At 68.6% G+C, this 15327-nt stretch carries 13 protein-coding genes and 1 tRNA gene; 1 reads left to right on the top strand and 13 read right to left on the bottom strand.

Annotation, left to right across the window (positions count from 1 at the left end):
- Window positions 1–67 precede the first annotated feature (67 nt).
- From ABD259_RS15975 to ABD259_RS15945, 7 genes are all read right to left on the bottom strand, one after another.
- Entirely contained in the window at window positions 68–1159 is a 1092-nt protein-coding gene (locus ABD259_RS15975; protein WP_344163421.1) for a hypothetical protein, read from the bottom strand.
- 239 nt (window positions 1160–1398) lie between these two features.
- Window positions 1399–2871 carry a hypothetical protein gene (locus tag ABD259_RS15970; protein WP_344163418.1) on the bottom strand — a complete coding sequence of 491 codons (1473 nt, stop codon included), beginning with the start codon at window positions 2869–2871 and terminating at the stop codon, window positions 1399–1401.
- 297 nt (window positions 2872–3168) lie between these two features.
- On the bottom strand, window positions 3169–3801 hold the full coding sequence (locus tag ABD259_RS15965; RefSeq protein ID WP_344163415.1) for a LysE family transporter: 633 nt from the start codon (window positions 3799–3801) through the stop codon (window positions 3169–3171).
- 1 nt (window position 3802) lies between these two features.
- On the bottom strand, window positions 3803–4981 hold the full coding sequence (locus ABD259_RS15960) for a tryptophan 2,3-dioxygenase family protein (protein ID WP_344163412.1): 1179 nt from the start codon (window positions 4979–4981) through the stop codon (window positions 3803–3805).
- Between the two features lie 1205 nt (window positions 4982–6186).
- Window positions 6187–6399, bottom strand: coding sequence for a hypothetical protein (locus ABD259_RS15955; protein WP_344163409.1), 213 nt, complete (start codon window positions 6397–6399; stop codon window positions 6187–6189).
- Window positions 6396–6617 (bottom strand): hypothetical protein, encoded by a 222-nt coding sequence (locus ABD259_RS15950; RefSeq protein ID WP_344163406.1) that lies wholly within the window; start codon window positions 6615–6617, stop codon window positions 6396–6398. Before ABD259_RS15950 ends, ABD259_RS15955 begins: the two co-directional genes overlap by 4 nt.
- Window positions 6614–6754, bottom strand: a complete 141-nt coding sequence (locus ABD259_RS15945; protein WP_344163404.1) for a hypothetical protein — start codon at window positions 6752–6754, stop codon at window positions 6614–6616. Before ABD259_RS15945 ends, ABD259_RS15950 begins: the two co-directional genes overlap by 4 nt.
- A 156-nt stretch (window positions 6755–6910) precedes the next feature.
- Here ABD259_RS15945 and ABD259_RS15940 point away from each other — a divergent pair, with 156 nt between their 5' ends.
- Window positions 6911–7168, top strand: a complete 258-nt coding sequence (locus ABD259_RS15940; protein ID WP_344163402.1) for a GntR family transcriptional regulator — start codon at window positions 6911–6913, stop codon at window positions 7166–7168.
- 264 nt (window positions 7169–7432) lie between these two features.
- On the opposite strand, the gene ABD259_RS15935 is transcribed toward ABD259_RS15940, so the two are convergent.
- From ABD259_RS15935 to ABD259_RS15910, 6 genes are all read right to left on the bottom strand, one after another.
- A tRNA-His gene (locus ABD259_RS15935) sits at window positions 7433–7508 on the bottom strand.
- A 75-nt stretch (window positions 7509–7583) separates the two neighbouring features.
- A complete protein-coding gene (gene orn, locus ABD259_RS15930; protein ID WP_344104827.1) occupies window positions 7584–8234 on the bottom strand; it encodes an oligoribonuclease in 651 nt (216 codons plus the stop codon).
- 167 nt (window positions 8235–8401) lie between these two features.
- On the bottom strand, window positions 8402–10219 hold the full coding sequence (locus ABD259_RS15925) for a DUF2510 domain-containing protein (RefSeq protein WP_344163399.1): 1818 nt from the start codon (window positions 10217–10219) through the stop codon (window positions 8402–8404).
- A gap of 158 nt (window positions 10220–10377) precedes the next feature.
- On the bottom strand, window positions 10378–11040 hold the full coding sequence (locus ABD259_RS15920; protein ID WP_344104824.1) for a hypothetical protein: 663 nt from the start codon (window positions 11038–11040) through the stop codon (window positions 10378–10380).
- A gap of 322 nt (window positions 11041–11362) precedes the next feature.
- Window positions 11363–13135 carry a substrate-binding and VWA domain-containing protein gene (locus ABD259_RS15915; RefSeq protein WP_344104822.1) on the bottom strand — a complete coding sequence of 591 codons (1773 nt, stop codon included), beginning with the start codon at window positions 13133–13135 and terminating at the stop codon, window positions 11363–11365.
- Window positions 13136–13399: 264 nt separating this feature from the next.
- A complete protein-coding gene (locus tag ABD259_RS15910; protein ID WP_344163397.1) occupies window positions 13400–15112 on the bottom strand; it encodes a substrate-binding domain-containing protein in 1713 nt (570 codons plus the stop codon).
- Window positions 15113–15327 lie beyond the last annotated feature (215 nt).

Here is a 15327-nt window from a genome sequence, read left to right as displayed (position 1 = left end):
GCTGGATTTGGTTGTCCTGGCGGCTGCCGCCGACAAGTGGGACGCGCGGGCGTGCCGCACGGATCCGTCAGCTTGGCGGCGCGTTGGGCCGGGTCCCGGTCGGGGGATGCCCCCCGGCCTGCTCCATGGCCCTGGACGTAGCGGCCGATGGTTGCGGTCCGCTTGGGTGACCTGTGGCGGAGGAGGGCGCGGACCGGTCGGCTTGGGCGCCCTGCTGAGAGATCCAGGCGGGCCGGATGTGCTCGCCGGTCCGCTTGGCCGGGGGCGGCGGGACATCGGCCGACCGTGTCGGTGGGCGTCCCGCAGCGGGCTGGTTGATGGTGCCGCAGTAGGGGCAGTACAAAGCGCTGACCAGATCACGGCACCAGCTGCACGTATTGGGGCGGACGGTGCGTGTGGTGCTGGGCAGCGCCTGGGGGTGGGCGCTGAAGACGACGAACTCGATGTACTTGCGCACGCCCCAGTAGACGGGGCCGAGAGGCTGCTCCGGCAGGGCGCTGAGCGACACGGCGCGCAGCGCCGGGGTGAGCTGCTCGTTGAACTCGTCGACGTCGTAGTTCTCTGGCCGCGTCACGAGTACCTGGACCGGGTCGATCGGGCGGCTGGGCAGATTGGGTCGTGGGTTGCCCTTTTTGACCCGCCCCACGCGCTTCACCGGCGCGTTGAACGCCAGGAAGGTGGTCTTGGGCAGGTACGAGCCCAGGTGCTGCTTGAAGGTGATCGGGATCGTGGACAGGTTGTTGACGCGTTTCAGCCACGCCCCGGCGAGGATGTGCTGCGGGAGCTCCTCGGCCAGGGCAGCGGTGACACCGGACGGGACATAGGGGGACAGGTAGGCCAGCTGATCGGCCACCAGCGACAAGGCTAGGGGAGAAATGTCGAGAGCGACCTGCGCGATATGGTCGGTCTGGAGTGCCCCTCGCGCGAAGGCGATGGCCCGCTCGGCGTGCTCCGCGTGCCACTTCGGGTAGAGCGCCACAACCTTCTTGCCCTCGCTGAGGCGGCGGGCCGTGAAGTCGAGGAAATCACTGGACCGACTGGCGATGTTGTCACCCTTCAGGGCGAAGCGCTCCGCTTGCGCGCTGCCGAGGTGCCCGGTCGTGGGTATGTCGGCCAGCAGGGCGACAACACCCTTGGACCTGGAACGGTCGGTGGACACTTTCACAAGCTCCTGGGGGGATGGGCGTGGTGCTCGATCAAAGGGGCGCGGAAGGCCGTCGACGGATTGTCCCCGGATATCGTATTGCGATATCACAGGGAGTCGCCAAGCGAGGGCTCGCCGTCGTGCCCGGCTGGGGCACCGCGCGCCTCGCTGAATTATGGTCTACCGGAAAAACACGTGACTTTCACGTCGAACAGTGACCTCGGGTGTGATCCTGGCCGATACAGGACAGGTAATCACATTTTGGTTGCATGTGGTTGTTCAGGTGGCGAGGGCTGTGTAGTTCGCTGCGTGAACGTGTTTTCGGGGGAGACAGGCAGATCATACGCTGCCGATGGTTCGGAATCGGCGTTCAGGGGGTGCGATCCGCGGTGGCCATTCGGGGCCATGGGGAGGGCCGAAGGAGGAATTCGGTGGCGAATGGCCTGGTCAGAATGGTTTTGCGGGTGTGTAGCCGGAGCGGATTCGGGGGGATCAGGGAGCCGCTCGGACAGTGACGGCAGAGGTGCCTGAGACTCCCGTGCGCGGAGGCGGATGGCGTCCATCCTGTCGCCGAGGCTGGCAGGAACGGGTTCACTCGGGGCGTCGGGGGGTGGGCACGCTGGCAGTGGTGATGGTTCCAGCCGTGTGCGCTGTTCCGGCTCCTCCGATGTGTGTGCGGGGTCATAGGCATTGCTGGCTGCGCCGGATGCGCTGACCTCGACACCGTGGCGGCGAGGATGCGGCACCCGGAGGGCTGTCGGCCGCGGCTCTCGACGTGGTGGGCGGTTGGCCGCGTGGCAGAACGGGCACACGCGGGTGGTGATCCGTTCGCGGCACCAGGTGCAGAGGGTGGAGACGAGTTCGGTGAGGCTGTCGGAGAGTGCGCGCGGGTGGGCGCTGAACGCGACGAATTCGATGTGGGCCGGCGTCCCCCAGTACTCGGCGGCCAGCTGCTGCGGGGGCAGGGGCAGGGAGCGGTCGGGATTCAGGGCCGGGAGCAGTTGGTCGTCCAGGAATGTGGTGCGCAGGCTCTCGGGAACCGTATAGAGCAGCTGCACGGGTTCCCGCGGGTGGTGGGGGATGTTCTCGGCGAGGTCGGCACCGTGGCGTACCTGTATGACGCGCTGCTCGGGTGCGCAGTAGGCCATGAAGGCGACGCCGGGGACATAGGAGCCGAGATGCTGGCTGACCGAGGTGGGCAGTGTGGCGAGCGAGCCGACGCTGCGCAGCCAGGCGCCGGCGAGCATGTGTTTGGGGAGTTCGGAGGCCATCGCCGCGGTCACACCGGCGGACAGATACGGCGCGAGGTAGGCGAGCTGATCGGCCAGCAGGGACACGGCTAGGGGAGACAGGTCCAGGCTGACGGCGGCGATGTGGTCGGTGCGCAGTGCGCCCCGGGCGAAGTGGATGGTGCGTTCGGCCGTTTCCGCGCGCCACGCCGGGTAGAGGGCGATGACCTTCTGCCCCGCGCCGACCCGATCCGTGGCGAAATCGATGAACTCCGCGCTGGTGTCCAGGCTGACCGTTCCGGTGGCCTTCGGCGAGAACATGCGGCGGCTGTCGCCAGGGAGCGCAAAGCGGCGCGCACACGTGTCCCCGAGCTGTCCGGTGGTGGGGATATCGGCCAGCAACGCCACGGTGGCGGTGCGCCCTGTGCGTACGGCGGCCCCCGCTGGCGTGCGGCTCGGTGCGGCGACGGGTGGCTCGGGACGGGAGAAGGTCACCATGCAAGCCCCCTCGAGATAGGCGCTTGGTACGGCGAGGTCATGCGGAGGTGGTTCCCAGTGCCGCGATCTCGCAGGGGTCGTGCGGCGGATCGACTTCTGATCGTAATGAAGGCCGATCTGGGTGTGAAGTCGGTGTGTTCGCCCTGTGGACAGGGGGATGGAAGCGGATGATCGGCCTGCCCCTCCGGGCATCGTCTAGCGGGTCGGGACCGGGCTGTCTGGTGGGTCGGAGGTCGTGCACCGAGGGCCCCGAACCCGCCTTGGTGCAGCTGGGCGTGTTAGTGGCCAGATGAGTGGTCAGCGCAGGGCGTTGAACAGGAGTAGCACGCCGGTGGCGATCATCAGCACGCTGGCTCCTACAGCGATCATGAGATGGCCACGGGAGCTGAGCCGTCGTCCGCTGGCGCCCACGACCGCCGCCAGTACCACCTTGCTTCCGACGAGCAGGCCGTAGAAGCCGATGACGAAGGCGGCGGCCGCCAGGACACCGGTCTGGGCGGCGGACACTGTCAACGGCGCACCGACCCCGATCCAAAAGACCCAGGGGTGCGGGCTGAGCATGTTGACGATGACGCCGCGGAGGAGATAGTTCCTGGCGGGACTCCTGGCTTCGGTCCCTGATCCGTCGGGTGTCGCGGGCGAGGCCGTGACCGGTTCCTGTGATTCGCGTAGCGACATCACCCCGAAGCCGATGACCACCAGGCCGCCGACGGCGGACAGGGCGGCGGCGACCGACGGGGGAAAGGTGGAGAGCAGGGTGAGAGCGAGCAGCGCGATCGGCAGGTCGGTGAGCAGCGGGGCGAACGCCAGCCGGGAGCCCGCTGCCGCGCCGTCGCGGAGGCTGCTCAACACGACGAGGCTCAGCAGCGGGCCAGGGCTGAGTCCCGCGCCGAGCCCCAGCGCGACCCCCACTCCTACAGCTTCGATCACGCTATGACCTGCCAGGGGTGTCGCTCGTGTGCGTGCTCCGGGTTGGGCACCGTTGCCCGAGCTCCCAGAAGAGCCGATTGTCCAGGCTACGCCGCAGGTACTCGACACCGTCGGTGTCCCCGGTGCCGACCGCGTCCCCGATCATCGTCCGCGCCAGGCTGTGGTGCGTGCGCTTCCACTTCTGGTGAATGTGCTCCAGACGGGTCAGTGCTGCGTCGACGGCCTCCCGCTGTTTCTCGCTGAGCCGGGGGCACACGCGCAGATACCAGGACGCGAGAGAATCGGGCGGCGGTTGAGCCACTGCCCGTTCCCGGACGTCTGGTACGGAATGGAAGGCCGGTGAGTCGATCCGATCGCGTGTTGGCAACCCGCACAGCAATTCGAGGGACTTGTAGGCGCGTGACTGGATTGCGCTGGACCCATCGGTCTGTGCGCGAAACGCCTGGAACGACTCTGGCCGCATCGTCGCCAGCAGACTGAACAGGCCGGAAACACGCTCCAATTCTGCGGCCGCGGCGTCGATATGGTCGGCGACGCCGAGAATGTCGTGGGTCTGCGAGGCGCGCAGTGCGTCAGTCAGCTCGGCTCCCATGATCAGGAACGTGAGCTCGTACGCCTGTAGGACACGGATGAAAAGGTATTCGTCATGCTGCGGCGATACTGGAAGGACACTGCACGCGAGAATTTCCTCGACACGGTCGTTCGGTGGGACCGGCAGCAGATTCGCGTCGCCCCACCCGGCGCTCAGCCGCCGGGCCTTGGTGATTCGCCGGTTCGTGGTCGCTGGGGCGGGGCGTCCCATCGGGAGCCGGTCGTCGCCGATTCCCCGCGCTGTCTCCGATTCGAAATCCACCACGTCGGCCATGAGCAGTCGGACCAGCCGACGGGCGGGGACAGGGCCGCCCGATTCGGGCAGCATGGGGTTGAGGACGTCCAGGGCGAGATAGCTGCGGTAGTCATAGCGCCCCTCATCCTTGTCGAGCACGCAGTCCAGCAGCGCCGTGATCCACGGGTCGTCGCTCCGCGTGGCGCGGACCTCTCGCAGGCGGCTCAGTAGAGGGGCGTCAAGGGCATCCTTCCCTACCTGCAGGATCCGGCGGACTAGCCCTTCGGCGGGAAACGGTTCGCTCAGTCGGCACCCCCGGGCGAGGAACGATTCCACCTCACGATCGGACGCCATCTCCAAAGAGAACATCGCACTTCTCTCCAGAAGTCGATTTCGGTTTTTCTTCGTTGTCATGAGGATTGCGGGAAGTGAGAACAGCGGAAACATGACAAGGGGCGGCCACCCCATGGCGAACTCGGCGGTACGCGGAGGCCGAAGTGTGACCAGGAGTTCCCATTTGGAAGTTTGAGTAGGTGGGGGCTTCCTGGGGCCAGTGTGCTTTCCATCTTTCTGAAAAGGTGGGCGCTGCTTCGTCGCCCTGGCTACACGACGGCGTCGGCCACTATAAGCCACTACTAGGGGAGTGAAAAGTGATCATTGAGAAGGCAGAACGGCGGGTTCGTCCGACAGCTGGACGGTGGTAAATAGCGGTGTCCGGTCCGTGGAGAATACGATCAGGCGCGCGATCAGGGAAAAGGAGTGAGCTGCCGTGTGATCATTTCTCGCGGGTCCGCCGGGGAGAGGAGTAGGTGCTTATTCACCCATCCGATCCCGCGGCCACAATCGGACATCCATGTCCACGTGTGGCCATGGTGGCGCTCACCGGCCCCGGGAACGCCGATCTGTGCACCACCGCCCCACCCAGAGCCGGACAGCGTGCCGCGCTCCCGCTCTGCTCGCACGCGGAGGAGATGCCGTCGAGCCGCCCCGGCCGCTCGCGAGACGGCAACTCTGAAACCCGCACCTCTTCCGACAGCCGCGGCGGACGACGCTAGCTATTGGAGCGGCTTCCCTCGAAATTTAAGGGGATCTAGCGCTTCGCAGATGGGAGCTGTCCGGCCTGGGCTGCTGCCCTGTCCGCTTCCGGTCACGGACGGCGAGCCAGCACTCAGGGATACGACTGATGGTGCTTCGGTTCGGTGGACACCTGTCCACCGAACCGAAGCACCATCAGTTCAGGGGGTGTCTCCCCTGGGGTGGAAGTGGAGTGTTCGAACGTACGCAAGCTGATCCGGCGGTTTACCGACGTCTGCGCAACCTGCCGTGAACTGCGGCGGCGCGGTCCTCGTTGCCGCTCCGACGCGTATTGGACGCGAACCGCCGGATTCGGTCCGAGCTGAACGCCCGCCCTCTCGCGCGGGCGGCTGTGGAACGGCACCACGGCCTGCCTAGCCACCCGGCGCGTCGACCAGCTCGCGCTGCTGTGCGACTTACGCCTGTCCGGGGCGGACAGCCGGTCCCCGCCGCCGGTGGAGCGACGGGGACCGGTCAGTTGCTGCTCATCCAGTGCAGGGCTTGGCCGCCCGTGAAGGTGGGTTCTCCAGGTCGTAGAGGAATTCGTTGATGTCTGACTGGATGATCGTGGGCGCGTGGTCGGCCTCGGGGTCCTTAGCGGTGGCGACCCACAGGTTCTCGGTGCGGCGGATGGTCCACTGGTGGCCGTAGTGCTCGCGGAGCAGGCGGAGGAGTGGGTCGTTGTTCGTGTTGGTCACAAGTGGCCTCCGACCGCCTGGTCGAGGAACCGGGACGCCTCCGCTTCGGTGAACCCGCATTCGCGAACCAGGGCGCGGTGAGCCTCGTGGTAGGGGCAGCGCAGACGCACGATCCGCCCGCCAAGCCCGCGCACGGTGAAGCAGAGCAGGAGAGGCAGGTCGGGGTCATAGGTGACGCTGACGTTACCGCGCATGACCCGGGTGATGCTGGAGGTCATCGGGTGACCTCCATGGTCCGCAGGGCAGTCAGTGCGGCGAACTGCCGGAAGTGCCGCTCCTCGATCGTGCGGCGGGCTTCTAGCCCCCTGATGTAGGGGCGGACGCGGCGGGTTCTCCGCGATGGCAGGATGGACATGTCTCACTCCTTGCACGAGTGGGGCCATGCCCCGGGACGAGGCCCTTCGTCGCCGGGGTCTTCTTCTGTCAATCGACAGCAAGGCAACTCCTATACCCTCGTCTACCGACGTATGGATCTGTGGATATTTGAAGGCAGTCATCTACCGTCTGGCGCATGTCCGAGGATGAGATCGACTACGATGCGCCGACTCCGCCCTACCGGCAGATTGCGGCCGTCATCATTGATGAGATCGAGCGTGGAGTTCTGCAACCGAACCGGCCGATTCCTTCGGAAGCAACGATGATCCAGCGCTGGGGCGTCGCCAGGGATACAGCGCGCCGTGCGGTTCGCTACCTCCGTGATGAGGGCTACGTCTACACCGTCCCGCAGAGGGGAACGTTCGTGTCGGCACGTCCCGGGGATAGCGCGTAGCGGTGGAAAGCCGCTCTTGTCGGCTGGGCTAGGTCAGCGCCATCTACTGCGCCCGGCCATCGCTAGAGCAACACGGTGATGACGGCGGACAGGAATGACCCGTCGGCAAACGGCTTCCTCGACCGAGCGTCCGTGGGCGGACCCGCTAGGCCAGGCTCAGCGTTGGCCCGTCAGCCCCGAGGCCACGGGCACTGCGTCGGCTGAGCGTCGGTCCGACACACAAAGAGCCCTGGTCATCATGTGTGACGACCAGGGCTCTTGCTCTGGGGTGAGTGAGGGGACTTGAACCCCCGACATCTTGGACCACAACCAAGTGCTCTGCCAACTGAGCTACACCCACCATGATCGCGGGGCTGAAGTGGCTTCAGCGCCTGCGTTCATTGAAGAGTCTAGCGGACATCGGAGGGTGCTTCGCTCACTTTTCCCCGGGGGTCTCGGTTTCGTCCTCCGTGGTGCTCGGCACACCCTTGCCTCCGGCGGCGATGTCGGCCGCGATCGCGCGTGCGGTGGCGCTGTCGGGGCCGGGGGAGGGGACGAAGGCGGCGGCGCGGTAGTAGCGGAGTTCCTGGATGCTCTCGTTGATGTCGGCCAGGGCGCGGTGGCCGCCGTTCTTCTCCGGGCTGGCGAAGTAGATCCGGGGGAACCAGCGGCGGAGCAGCTCCTTGATGCTGGAGACGTCCACCATCCGGTAGTGCAGGTATTCGTCGATGCGCGGCATGTCGCGGGCCAAAAACAGCCGGTCCGTCGCGATGGAGTTGCCGCACAGCGGCGCCTTCTTGGGCTCCGGGACGTAGCGCTTGATGTGCGCCAGGACGAGGTCCTCGGCCTCCTTCAGGGTCACACCCTTGTCCAGCTCGTCAAGCAGCCCGGAGGTGGTGTGCATCTGCGTGACGAACTCGCCCATCTGGCCAAGCGCCTCCTGCGGGGGCTTGATAACCACGTCGATGCCCTCATCGAGCTGGTTGAGGTCGCCGTCCGTGATGCGGCAGGCCACCTCGATCAGCGCGTCGCGTTCGAGGTCGAGCCCCGTCATCTCACAGTCGATCCACACCAGGCAGTCATTCATACCGGTCAGCTTAGGGCGTCTGCGGAGTGCCGATTCGCGTCGCGACCGCCGGCGCCTGGTGGAGCGGGATGGGTGGAACGAGCGCAGGGCGATCGTTGGCGGAAACGGGGCGGCCCGGTGGACCGTGCGACCGCACCGTCCACCGGGCCGCCCTCGGGGGGTTGCGGCTAGATGTAGATCCCGAACTCGCCGAGGAAGTCGTAGCCCTCGAAGAGCTGGAGGTAGGCGGCGCCGCCGACGACGAGGACCAGCAGGAGGAGGACGAAGAGGAAACACCCCGCACAACCCCCGCAGCCGCCCTTCTTCTTTTGCGGCGGCTGCTGCGGGTAGGGCGCGGGGCCGCCCCAGCCCGGGCCGCCCTGCGGGGGGTACCCCGGGTACTGCTGGCCGCCGCGGCCCTGAGGAGGCTGAGGTGGGTAGGCGGGGCCGCCTTGGGGCGCGGGCGGGTAGGCGCCGTGCTGTGGGCCGCCCGGGTAGGGCTGGGCCATCGGGGGCTGTTGGCCCTTCTTCCGCTTGCGCCCCTGCTCCTGGGGTGGCGAGGGAGGCTGCGGTGGGTAGCCCGGGGGAGGACCCTGATGCCCCTGCTGCGGGTAGGCGTGCTGGGGACCCGAGGGCGGTTGCGGGCCGGGGTAGCCCCGCTGCTGCCCCGGGTATCCGCCCGACGGCGTTGGGCCGAACGCCTGCGCTCCGCCGGGGTGGCCACCAGTGGGCCGACGGCCGGGGGGCGGCTGGTGGCCGGGGTAGCCCGCTGCCTGCTGACCGCCGAAGGGCTGGTGGGGTCCCGACGGCGGCTGGGCGCTGGGGTACCCACCCGATGGCGGTTGGGCGCCCGTGTAGCCGCCCGACGGCGGTTGCGCGGGGTATCCGCCTGATGGAGGCTGCGCGCCGTGCGGTTGTTGTGGGCCGGACGCGGGCGTGCCGAAGGCTCCTGCGGCGCCCGCCGCTCCGGAGGCGCCTGGCTGCGGGCGCTCCGGCGCCTCCTTGGCCAGCCGCTGCTGTTCCTCGGCGTGGCGCCTGGCGGCCTCCTCAGCCTGTTTGGCCTGCTCCTCGGCGCGCTTCCGGGCTTCTTCCTCGGCCTTCTTGCGCTGCTCTTCCCTGTGCTGCTTTCGTTCCTCGGCGATCTCGGAGATCCCCTCCTTGAGGTCGCCGAGGAACCTGTTGAACTTGGAGCCCTTCTCCTCGGGCGCGTCGTCGCTGCCGCCGCTGGGTGCCGCGAAGGTCGCGTCGCCGGGGGTGAAGACCGCGGTCTTGGGCGCGTCCCCGGAGCCGAACACCGCGGTCTTGGGTGCGTCGTCGCTCAGGTCGGCGGTGGGGCCGTCATCGGCGCTGGAGGGGTCCACGCGCATGGTGGCGCCGGGCGCGTCGCCGGTGACGTCCACGGTGGGCTCGTCGTCTTCCGGGGCGGGGGAACCGGACATGTACCGCTGGGCGGCGTCGGGGTCGATGCGCACGGTCGAGCCGTCCGCGCCCGCGTCCGCAGCGGGGACGTCGTTGACGGGAGCGGTGGTCGACGGATCGCTGGGTGGCGTCACGCGCATGGTCTGCGGTTCGTCGCCGATCGGGGTGGCCGGAGTGGATGGTCCGCCGTACTGGCCGGGGTCGAGGCGCATCGTGCTCGGCTCATCGCCCACGGACGGGGCCGGTCCGGGTGTGCCACTGAGGTCGGCGGTCGCCTCGGTGTCGTCCGCGCCCGCGTTCGCCGGGGCCGACGCTTGCCCGGCGTCGATGCGCACCGTGCTCGGTTCGTTGTTCGTGGCGCCGGAAGCCGCTGGCCCTGATGCGTCACCGCTGGGAAACGCGCCGCTCAGGTCGGCGGTCGCCTCGGTGTCGCCCGTTTCCGCGGTGCTCTGTTGCGGCTGTGCCGCCTGTTGCAGTTCCTGGAGCGAGCGGACGTGGTGTGTCCATTCCTCGCCGTTCCACCACCGCAGCATGTCGTGTTGGCCGTGCGGATCCGCATACCAGCCCGGTTCGATCGATCCACCCATGGCGGACAGACTAAGGGGTTATGGGATCGGCGATAACCACTGGTGCGCCTATTGTCCCAGTGTGGCCGGGCATCGGACGGTGCGTGCCTCCCCGATCCGCTCGGGCGGCGGCGTTCCGGAGCCGGTCGAAGGGAAGGCGGGGCGTCAGGGCGTTGGGCTCATGTGTGCGCCATCGCGGGGCGCGATCCGGTGGTGGTACCGCTGGGGAGGAAGGCGTGGGCGGTCGCGGGGGCGTGATGGTCCTCGGTCTTGCCCGGCGCGCCGGGCAGATAGGAACCCAGGAGCCGGTCAGGCGAGATCGCTCCAGGACCGATGGCCCGGGAACCGGGGACCTGGGAATGGCCGAAATGCCCGCCCAGGGCCCACAGGCGCGTGGCCGCGGTGTGCTGGGGCGGTGGTTGGTCCGCCGGGGGCGGCGGTCCGGCTGGCCAGGTACGGGCGACCTCCCAGGAGTCCAGCCACGACAGGATGGGGTCGATGCCGGTGAGCGGGCGGTCGGTGAAGGGTTTTTCCGCGTGTCCGACCACTTCGATGACGAGGCAGATCCGCCCCTCGCGGGCGGGGTCGGGATCGCAGCCGAGGCGGCCGATCGCGGGGACCGTGGCCGGAAGCAGCTGGACGGTCTCCCCGGTCACCGGGTTCCACACCAGGTGGGCGGTGGGCTCCTTGTCCTCGTAGCGTTCGGCGATGGCCCGGGCCGAATGTGTGGCGGGATCGGCTTCCGTGGTCAGCCATACGGCCCGTGGGGCGCCTCCTCTGTAGAGGCCCCCGGAGGCCGTGCAGTGAATTCGTCCGGCGCCTGGCATCCACGCGTTGGCCACGGCCGCCACCCTCTCACCGATTGCACACCTGCCGCACTACTCTGAGTACGCCAAAACGACGGCCGAGTCCATAGCCGGGATCTCCGTGACCGTGAAGATTGCGATCGCGTGGAAATCTGGTGGTTTGCGCACGGGGTGGAGGTGGGTCCCGTGTGACGTGGCAGGTCGCGGCCCATAGACGCGCGTGGGGACGACCGCGGCGCGTGCGCGGGGACCGCGCGGACTCTCTGGGCGTGCGGAGACCCGGCCACCACGATCGGGTGGCCGGATCTGGCCACGTACGGTGAAGGCCAGCGACCCCTCCGCTGTCGCGCTGGACCCCTTACTCGCCGTCCTCCGAGCTCTCCGGCCCCTTCAGGCGCTGGGCGAAGGCGCGGAGGAAGATGTCGCCGATCTCGGTGGGGTCCTTGGTGGTGTAGGTGGCCCCGCCGGTGGCCTTGGCGACCTTCTCCAGGGGTCCAGGGTCGATGTCGGGGCCGAAGGCGATGGTGAATATGGGCACCGGCCGCTCCCGTGACCCCTCCGTCTGCAGCGTCTGGAGGAGGTGGTCGAGGGAGATGCCGTTGGGGTCGTCGTTGTTGCCGTCGGTGAGCATCAGGATGGCGTTGATGCGGTCGGCCTTGTAGTTGCGCGACATCTCGCGGAACGCGGCGAGGTAGGTGTCGTACAGCCCGGTGTCGCCGGTGGGCTTCGGTTCGATCTTGCCCAGCGCCGAGGCGATCTGTTGCTTGTGGGTGCCCCCCTCGCCCTTGGCGCTCAGCTCACGCACCGGCGTCAGCTCGCGGTAGTCGAGTTCGTTGTTGAGGGCGGTGGAGAACTCCCACAGGCCCAGCTCCGACTCGGGTGGGAACATCTCCAGCCCCTGGATGGCGGACGCGGTGGTGACCTCCATGCGGTTCTTGTCGGTGCCGGGCACGGTCTCCAGCATGGAGCCGGAGATGTCGACGATGGTGAGCAGGCGGGTGTCGAGCTTGAGCTGGTTCCACGCCTGGCCGAGCCGCTCCACGGTCCCCGACGACGGGTCGGGCAGGCTCTCCGGCGCCTTCTCCTGGAAACCGTTGTCGGACGTCAGGACGTCAGGGTCGGCCGCACCCTCGGCGTTCCGGAACCCCTCGGCGAGCATCGCCTTCTGGACGCTCGCGCCCGACAGCGTCGCGCGGAAGGTCTCGGCCGCCCGCGAGAGGATCGGGTCCTCGGTCCGCACAATGTAGGGGTAGTCGAGGGTGTAGGTGCCGCCCTCGGGGTAGCTCACCTCGGCCGGGGCGTCCTCGTGGTCGGCGTTGTACCGCCAGGCGGCCTGCTCGGAGAGGACCATGATGGGCGGGGTGTCGCTTTCCTGGCTGAGCACACCGAACGCGGCCTCCTCGTCGGGTGTCACCCCCCGTTGCAGGGTCTGCAGCGCGGCGACGAGCTGCGGCTGCTTCTCCTCCTCGCTGCCGATGGCGTCGGAGATCAGCGCGAGCGTGGCCATCCCCGACGCGCTGCGGATGGGGTCGACGACGCGCACGGCGTTGTGGGTGGTGCCGCCGGTCGGCGCGGCCGTCGGGACGAGCGCGTCCCAGGAGGGCTCCGCGTCGGACTTCTCGGCCGCGGCGGCCGGCTGGGCCAGCACCAGCGGGGAGTAGGCGACGGACGTCCCGGTGTCGGTCAGGGCCGCTCCGCCGCTGTGGTTCTCGACGATGTTGTGCCACAGCCGCGAGTCGGGGATCCACACGTCGGAATCGGTGTCGCCGAGGGTCGGTCCGGCGCCGGTGATGCCGTAGGCGACGTTGGCGGAGTCCTCCCCCCGCACCTCGACGCGGACGCAGCGTCCGTCGACGCCGTGCTTGGCGCTGTTGAAATCGGAGGCGACACGGTCGAGCGCTGGGACGAGCTCCGGGCTGGCAACGACGCTCAGCGGGATGTCCTTGCCGCCGCAGCCGTCCTGGTTGTTCAGCGTGTAATAGCCGGTGATCGCCAGGCCGAGGATGATCGCGAAGGCCGCGGCGAGAGCGACGAAGGCGCCGCCGCGTCCCCGGCGGCGCCGGGCGCGGCTCTGCTCTCTGCGGGCCGGGCGGCCCTCGTCACCTGCGTAGTTCTCGCGATGGCGTCCCAAGGTTTCCTCACGGGGGGTGTGGTGCGAATGGGGGGTGTGGATCGGAACGGTACTGAAGACCGCATCGAGGGAGAAGGTGGAAGCGGTGGCAGCTTCGGTGCGTTTCCGACGATCGGGTGATCGTGGCGACGCCTTCTGAAGGCCCGGTCAGCCGTGCGGTGGTGACCTGAGCTTTTCCGCCCGATCACGGGTGCGTTTCTGCAGTTTCGGGCGGAGATACTGTTACTTCATCGTGACCCAATTCGGTGGTGCGTTGACGGGGGATTACTCATCGCAGTTGGGCACGCACAGGCGCCGCGACACCGAGCTGAGGAAGATCTCGCCGATCTCGTCGGGGTCGTCGGTGACGAACAGGGAGCCGCTGGTCGCGGCGGCGACCTCGCGCAGGCCGCTCTCTTCGGGCTGCTCGCCGAACGCGATGATGAACATGGTCACCGGCCGGTCCGGGTCGAACCGGTCCTCCAGCTCGGCCACCAGTTCCCGCTGGGAGATCTCGCTGGACCCGCCGTCCTGGCCGGCGGTCAGGAGGATGACCGTGTTGATCTTGTCCTCGTCATAGGCGTCCTCCACCTCCTCATAGGCCGCCAGGATGTTGTCGTACAGCCGCGGTTCCCCGCCCTCGACCGAGATGTCCTCGGCGATCCCGCTGAGCTTCTCGCGCCGGGTCGCGCTCGCGTCCTCGCGGTCGGGCCCGCCGAGTTCGGCGATGCCCCGGACCTCGTCGCGGCCCGAGGAGCCGAATCCGCTCGACAGCAGCCACAGGCCCATGTCGGCGCGGTCGGGGAAGAGCGACAGGCCCAGCTGTGCGGCGTCCTTGGTGACCTCCAGTCGGGACGGCCCGCCGTTGAGGTCGGAGCTCATGTGCTTCGACACATCGGCCAGAACCAGCGCGCGGGTGGCCATGGACAGCCGGTTCCAGTCCTCCAACGCGCCCAGGAGCGCGTCCCCGGTCAGGTCCTCGTACGTCGTGGACGGTTCGGCGATGATGTCGTCGCGGTCGGCCAGGTCGCCGGCGGCCGTGCCGTCCGGATCGCGGAACCCCAGTTCGCGCAGCCGGTCCTGGTAGTCGTCGCCCAGCAGGAGGTCGTAGAGGTCGTCGGCGGCCGCCCGCATCACCGGGTCGTCCCCGACGGACACGTAGGGGTAGTCGAGCTCGACCGTCCCCTCGGTGGGGTAGAGCGCCTTGAGCGGGGTGTCGGAGGTCCGGTCGTTGTACCGGATCACCGCCTGTTCCGGGACGACGGTCAGCGGATCCACACCCAGCGTGCTGGGGTAGACACCGGTGAGGTCGATCTCGCCGAACGCCGTGTCCCGCTGTACGCCGTGCACGAAGTCGGTCATGGCGGTGTCGGCTTTGTCGCCTCGCCCCAGGATCTGGCGCACCGCGTACATCGCCGTCATTCCGTCGACGCCGCGGTTGGGGTCGACCATCACCATCGGCCGATCGGGGGTGCGCTCGCCGGGCAGGATCTCCTTCCAGCTCGCGCGGTCCGGCGCGGGGACGCCCTTGGTGCCCTCGGGAGCGGTGAGGACCACCGGGGAGGTGGCCAGTGAGCGGGGCCTGGTCTCGATCGCGCGCGCCCCGGCCTCCGAGACGCGGGTCAGCTCCACCCAGGCCGAGGACTCCGGGACCCACACGTCCGGGGTGAGCGTGGAACGGCCGGTGCCGCCACCGGACAGCTCCGTGGTGATCCGGTGCGGCGCCATCTCCTTGGCCTGGGCGAACACGCACACGCCGGAGTAGGTCGGCTCGCCGTCGTTGAACTCGTCGGCGGCCTCCTGCAGCAGCGGCGTCATGCTCAGCGTGGTGGCCACCCGCAGGTAGCGGGTCTCCCCGCAGCCGAGGTAGCGCAGCCCCACGGGCACGGCGATGCCGAGCAGGACGACGATCCCGGCCGCCACCGCGATGATCCCGAGGGGGGAGCGCAGTACCCCGCGCTGCTCATCGGGCGCCGGGCCGCCGGTTTCGGGGGCCATGCGATGTCGTCCGGTGGGCACATCAACTCCGAGTAGGCGCGGCACGTGCGTGAGCGTGACATTACTGCCTGGTAACGCGGGTGGAAAGAGTCAGGCGCGAACGTGATCGAACTGAGGACGGGAGGTGACCTGGCCGCGGAGACGTGGCTAGGATGCGGATTCGGCGCACGCCGGAACCTCGCGTTCGAGTGCTCCGGATCACGCAGGGGGCCGCC

Origin of the sequence: Nocardiopsis rhodophaea, assembly GCF_039530945.1 — a bacterium.
GTDB classification, from domain to species: Bacteria; Actinomycetota; Actinomycetes; order Streptosporangiales; family Streptosporangiaceae; genus Nocardiopsis_C; species Nocardiopsis_C rhodophaea.
Note: the sequence above shows the minus strand (reverse complement) of the source record. Positions and strands in the feature narration are given on the sequence as shown.

Excerpts from the sequence above, each read along its gene's own strand:
- ABD259_RS15970 (WP_344163418.1), bottom strand. The coding sequence starts at position 2,871 with ATGGTGACCTTCTCCCGTCCCGAGCCACCCGTCGCCGCACCGAGCCGC.
- ABD259_RS15960 (WP_344163412.1), bottom strand. The coding sequence starts at position 4,981 with ATGGCGTCCGATCGTGAGGTGGAATCGTTCCTCGCCCGGGGGTGCCGA.
- ABD259_RS15950 (WP_344163406.1), bottom strand. The coding sequence starts at position 6,617 with ATGACCTCCAGCATCACCCGGGTCATGCGCGGTAACGTCAGCGTCACC.
- ABD259_RS15945 (WP_344163404.1), bottom strand. The coding sequence starts at position 6,754 with ATGTCCATCCTGCCATCGCGGAGAACCCGCCGCGTCCGCCCCTACATC.
- ABD259_RS15940 (WP_344163402.1), top strand. The coding sequence starts at position 6,911 with ATGTCCGAGGATGAGATCGACTACGATGCGCCGACTCCGCCCTACCGG.
- orn (WP_344104827.1), bottom strand. The coding sequence starts at position 8,234 with ATGAATGACTGCCTGGTGTGGATCGACTGTGAGATGACGGGGCTCGAC.
- ABD259_RS15925 (WP_344163399.1), bottom strand. The coding sequence starts at position 10,219 with ATGGGTGGATCGATCGAACCGGGCTGGTATGCGGATCCGCACGGCCAA.
- ABD259_RS15910 (WP_344163397.1), bottom strand. The coding sequence starts at position 15,112 with ATGGCCCCCGAAACCGGCGGCCCGGCGCCCGATGAGCAGCGCGGGGTA.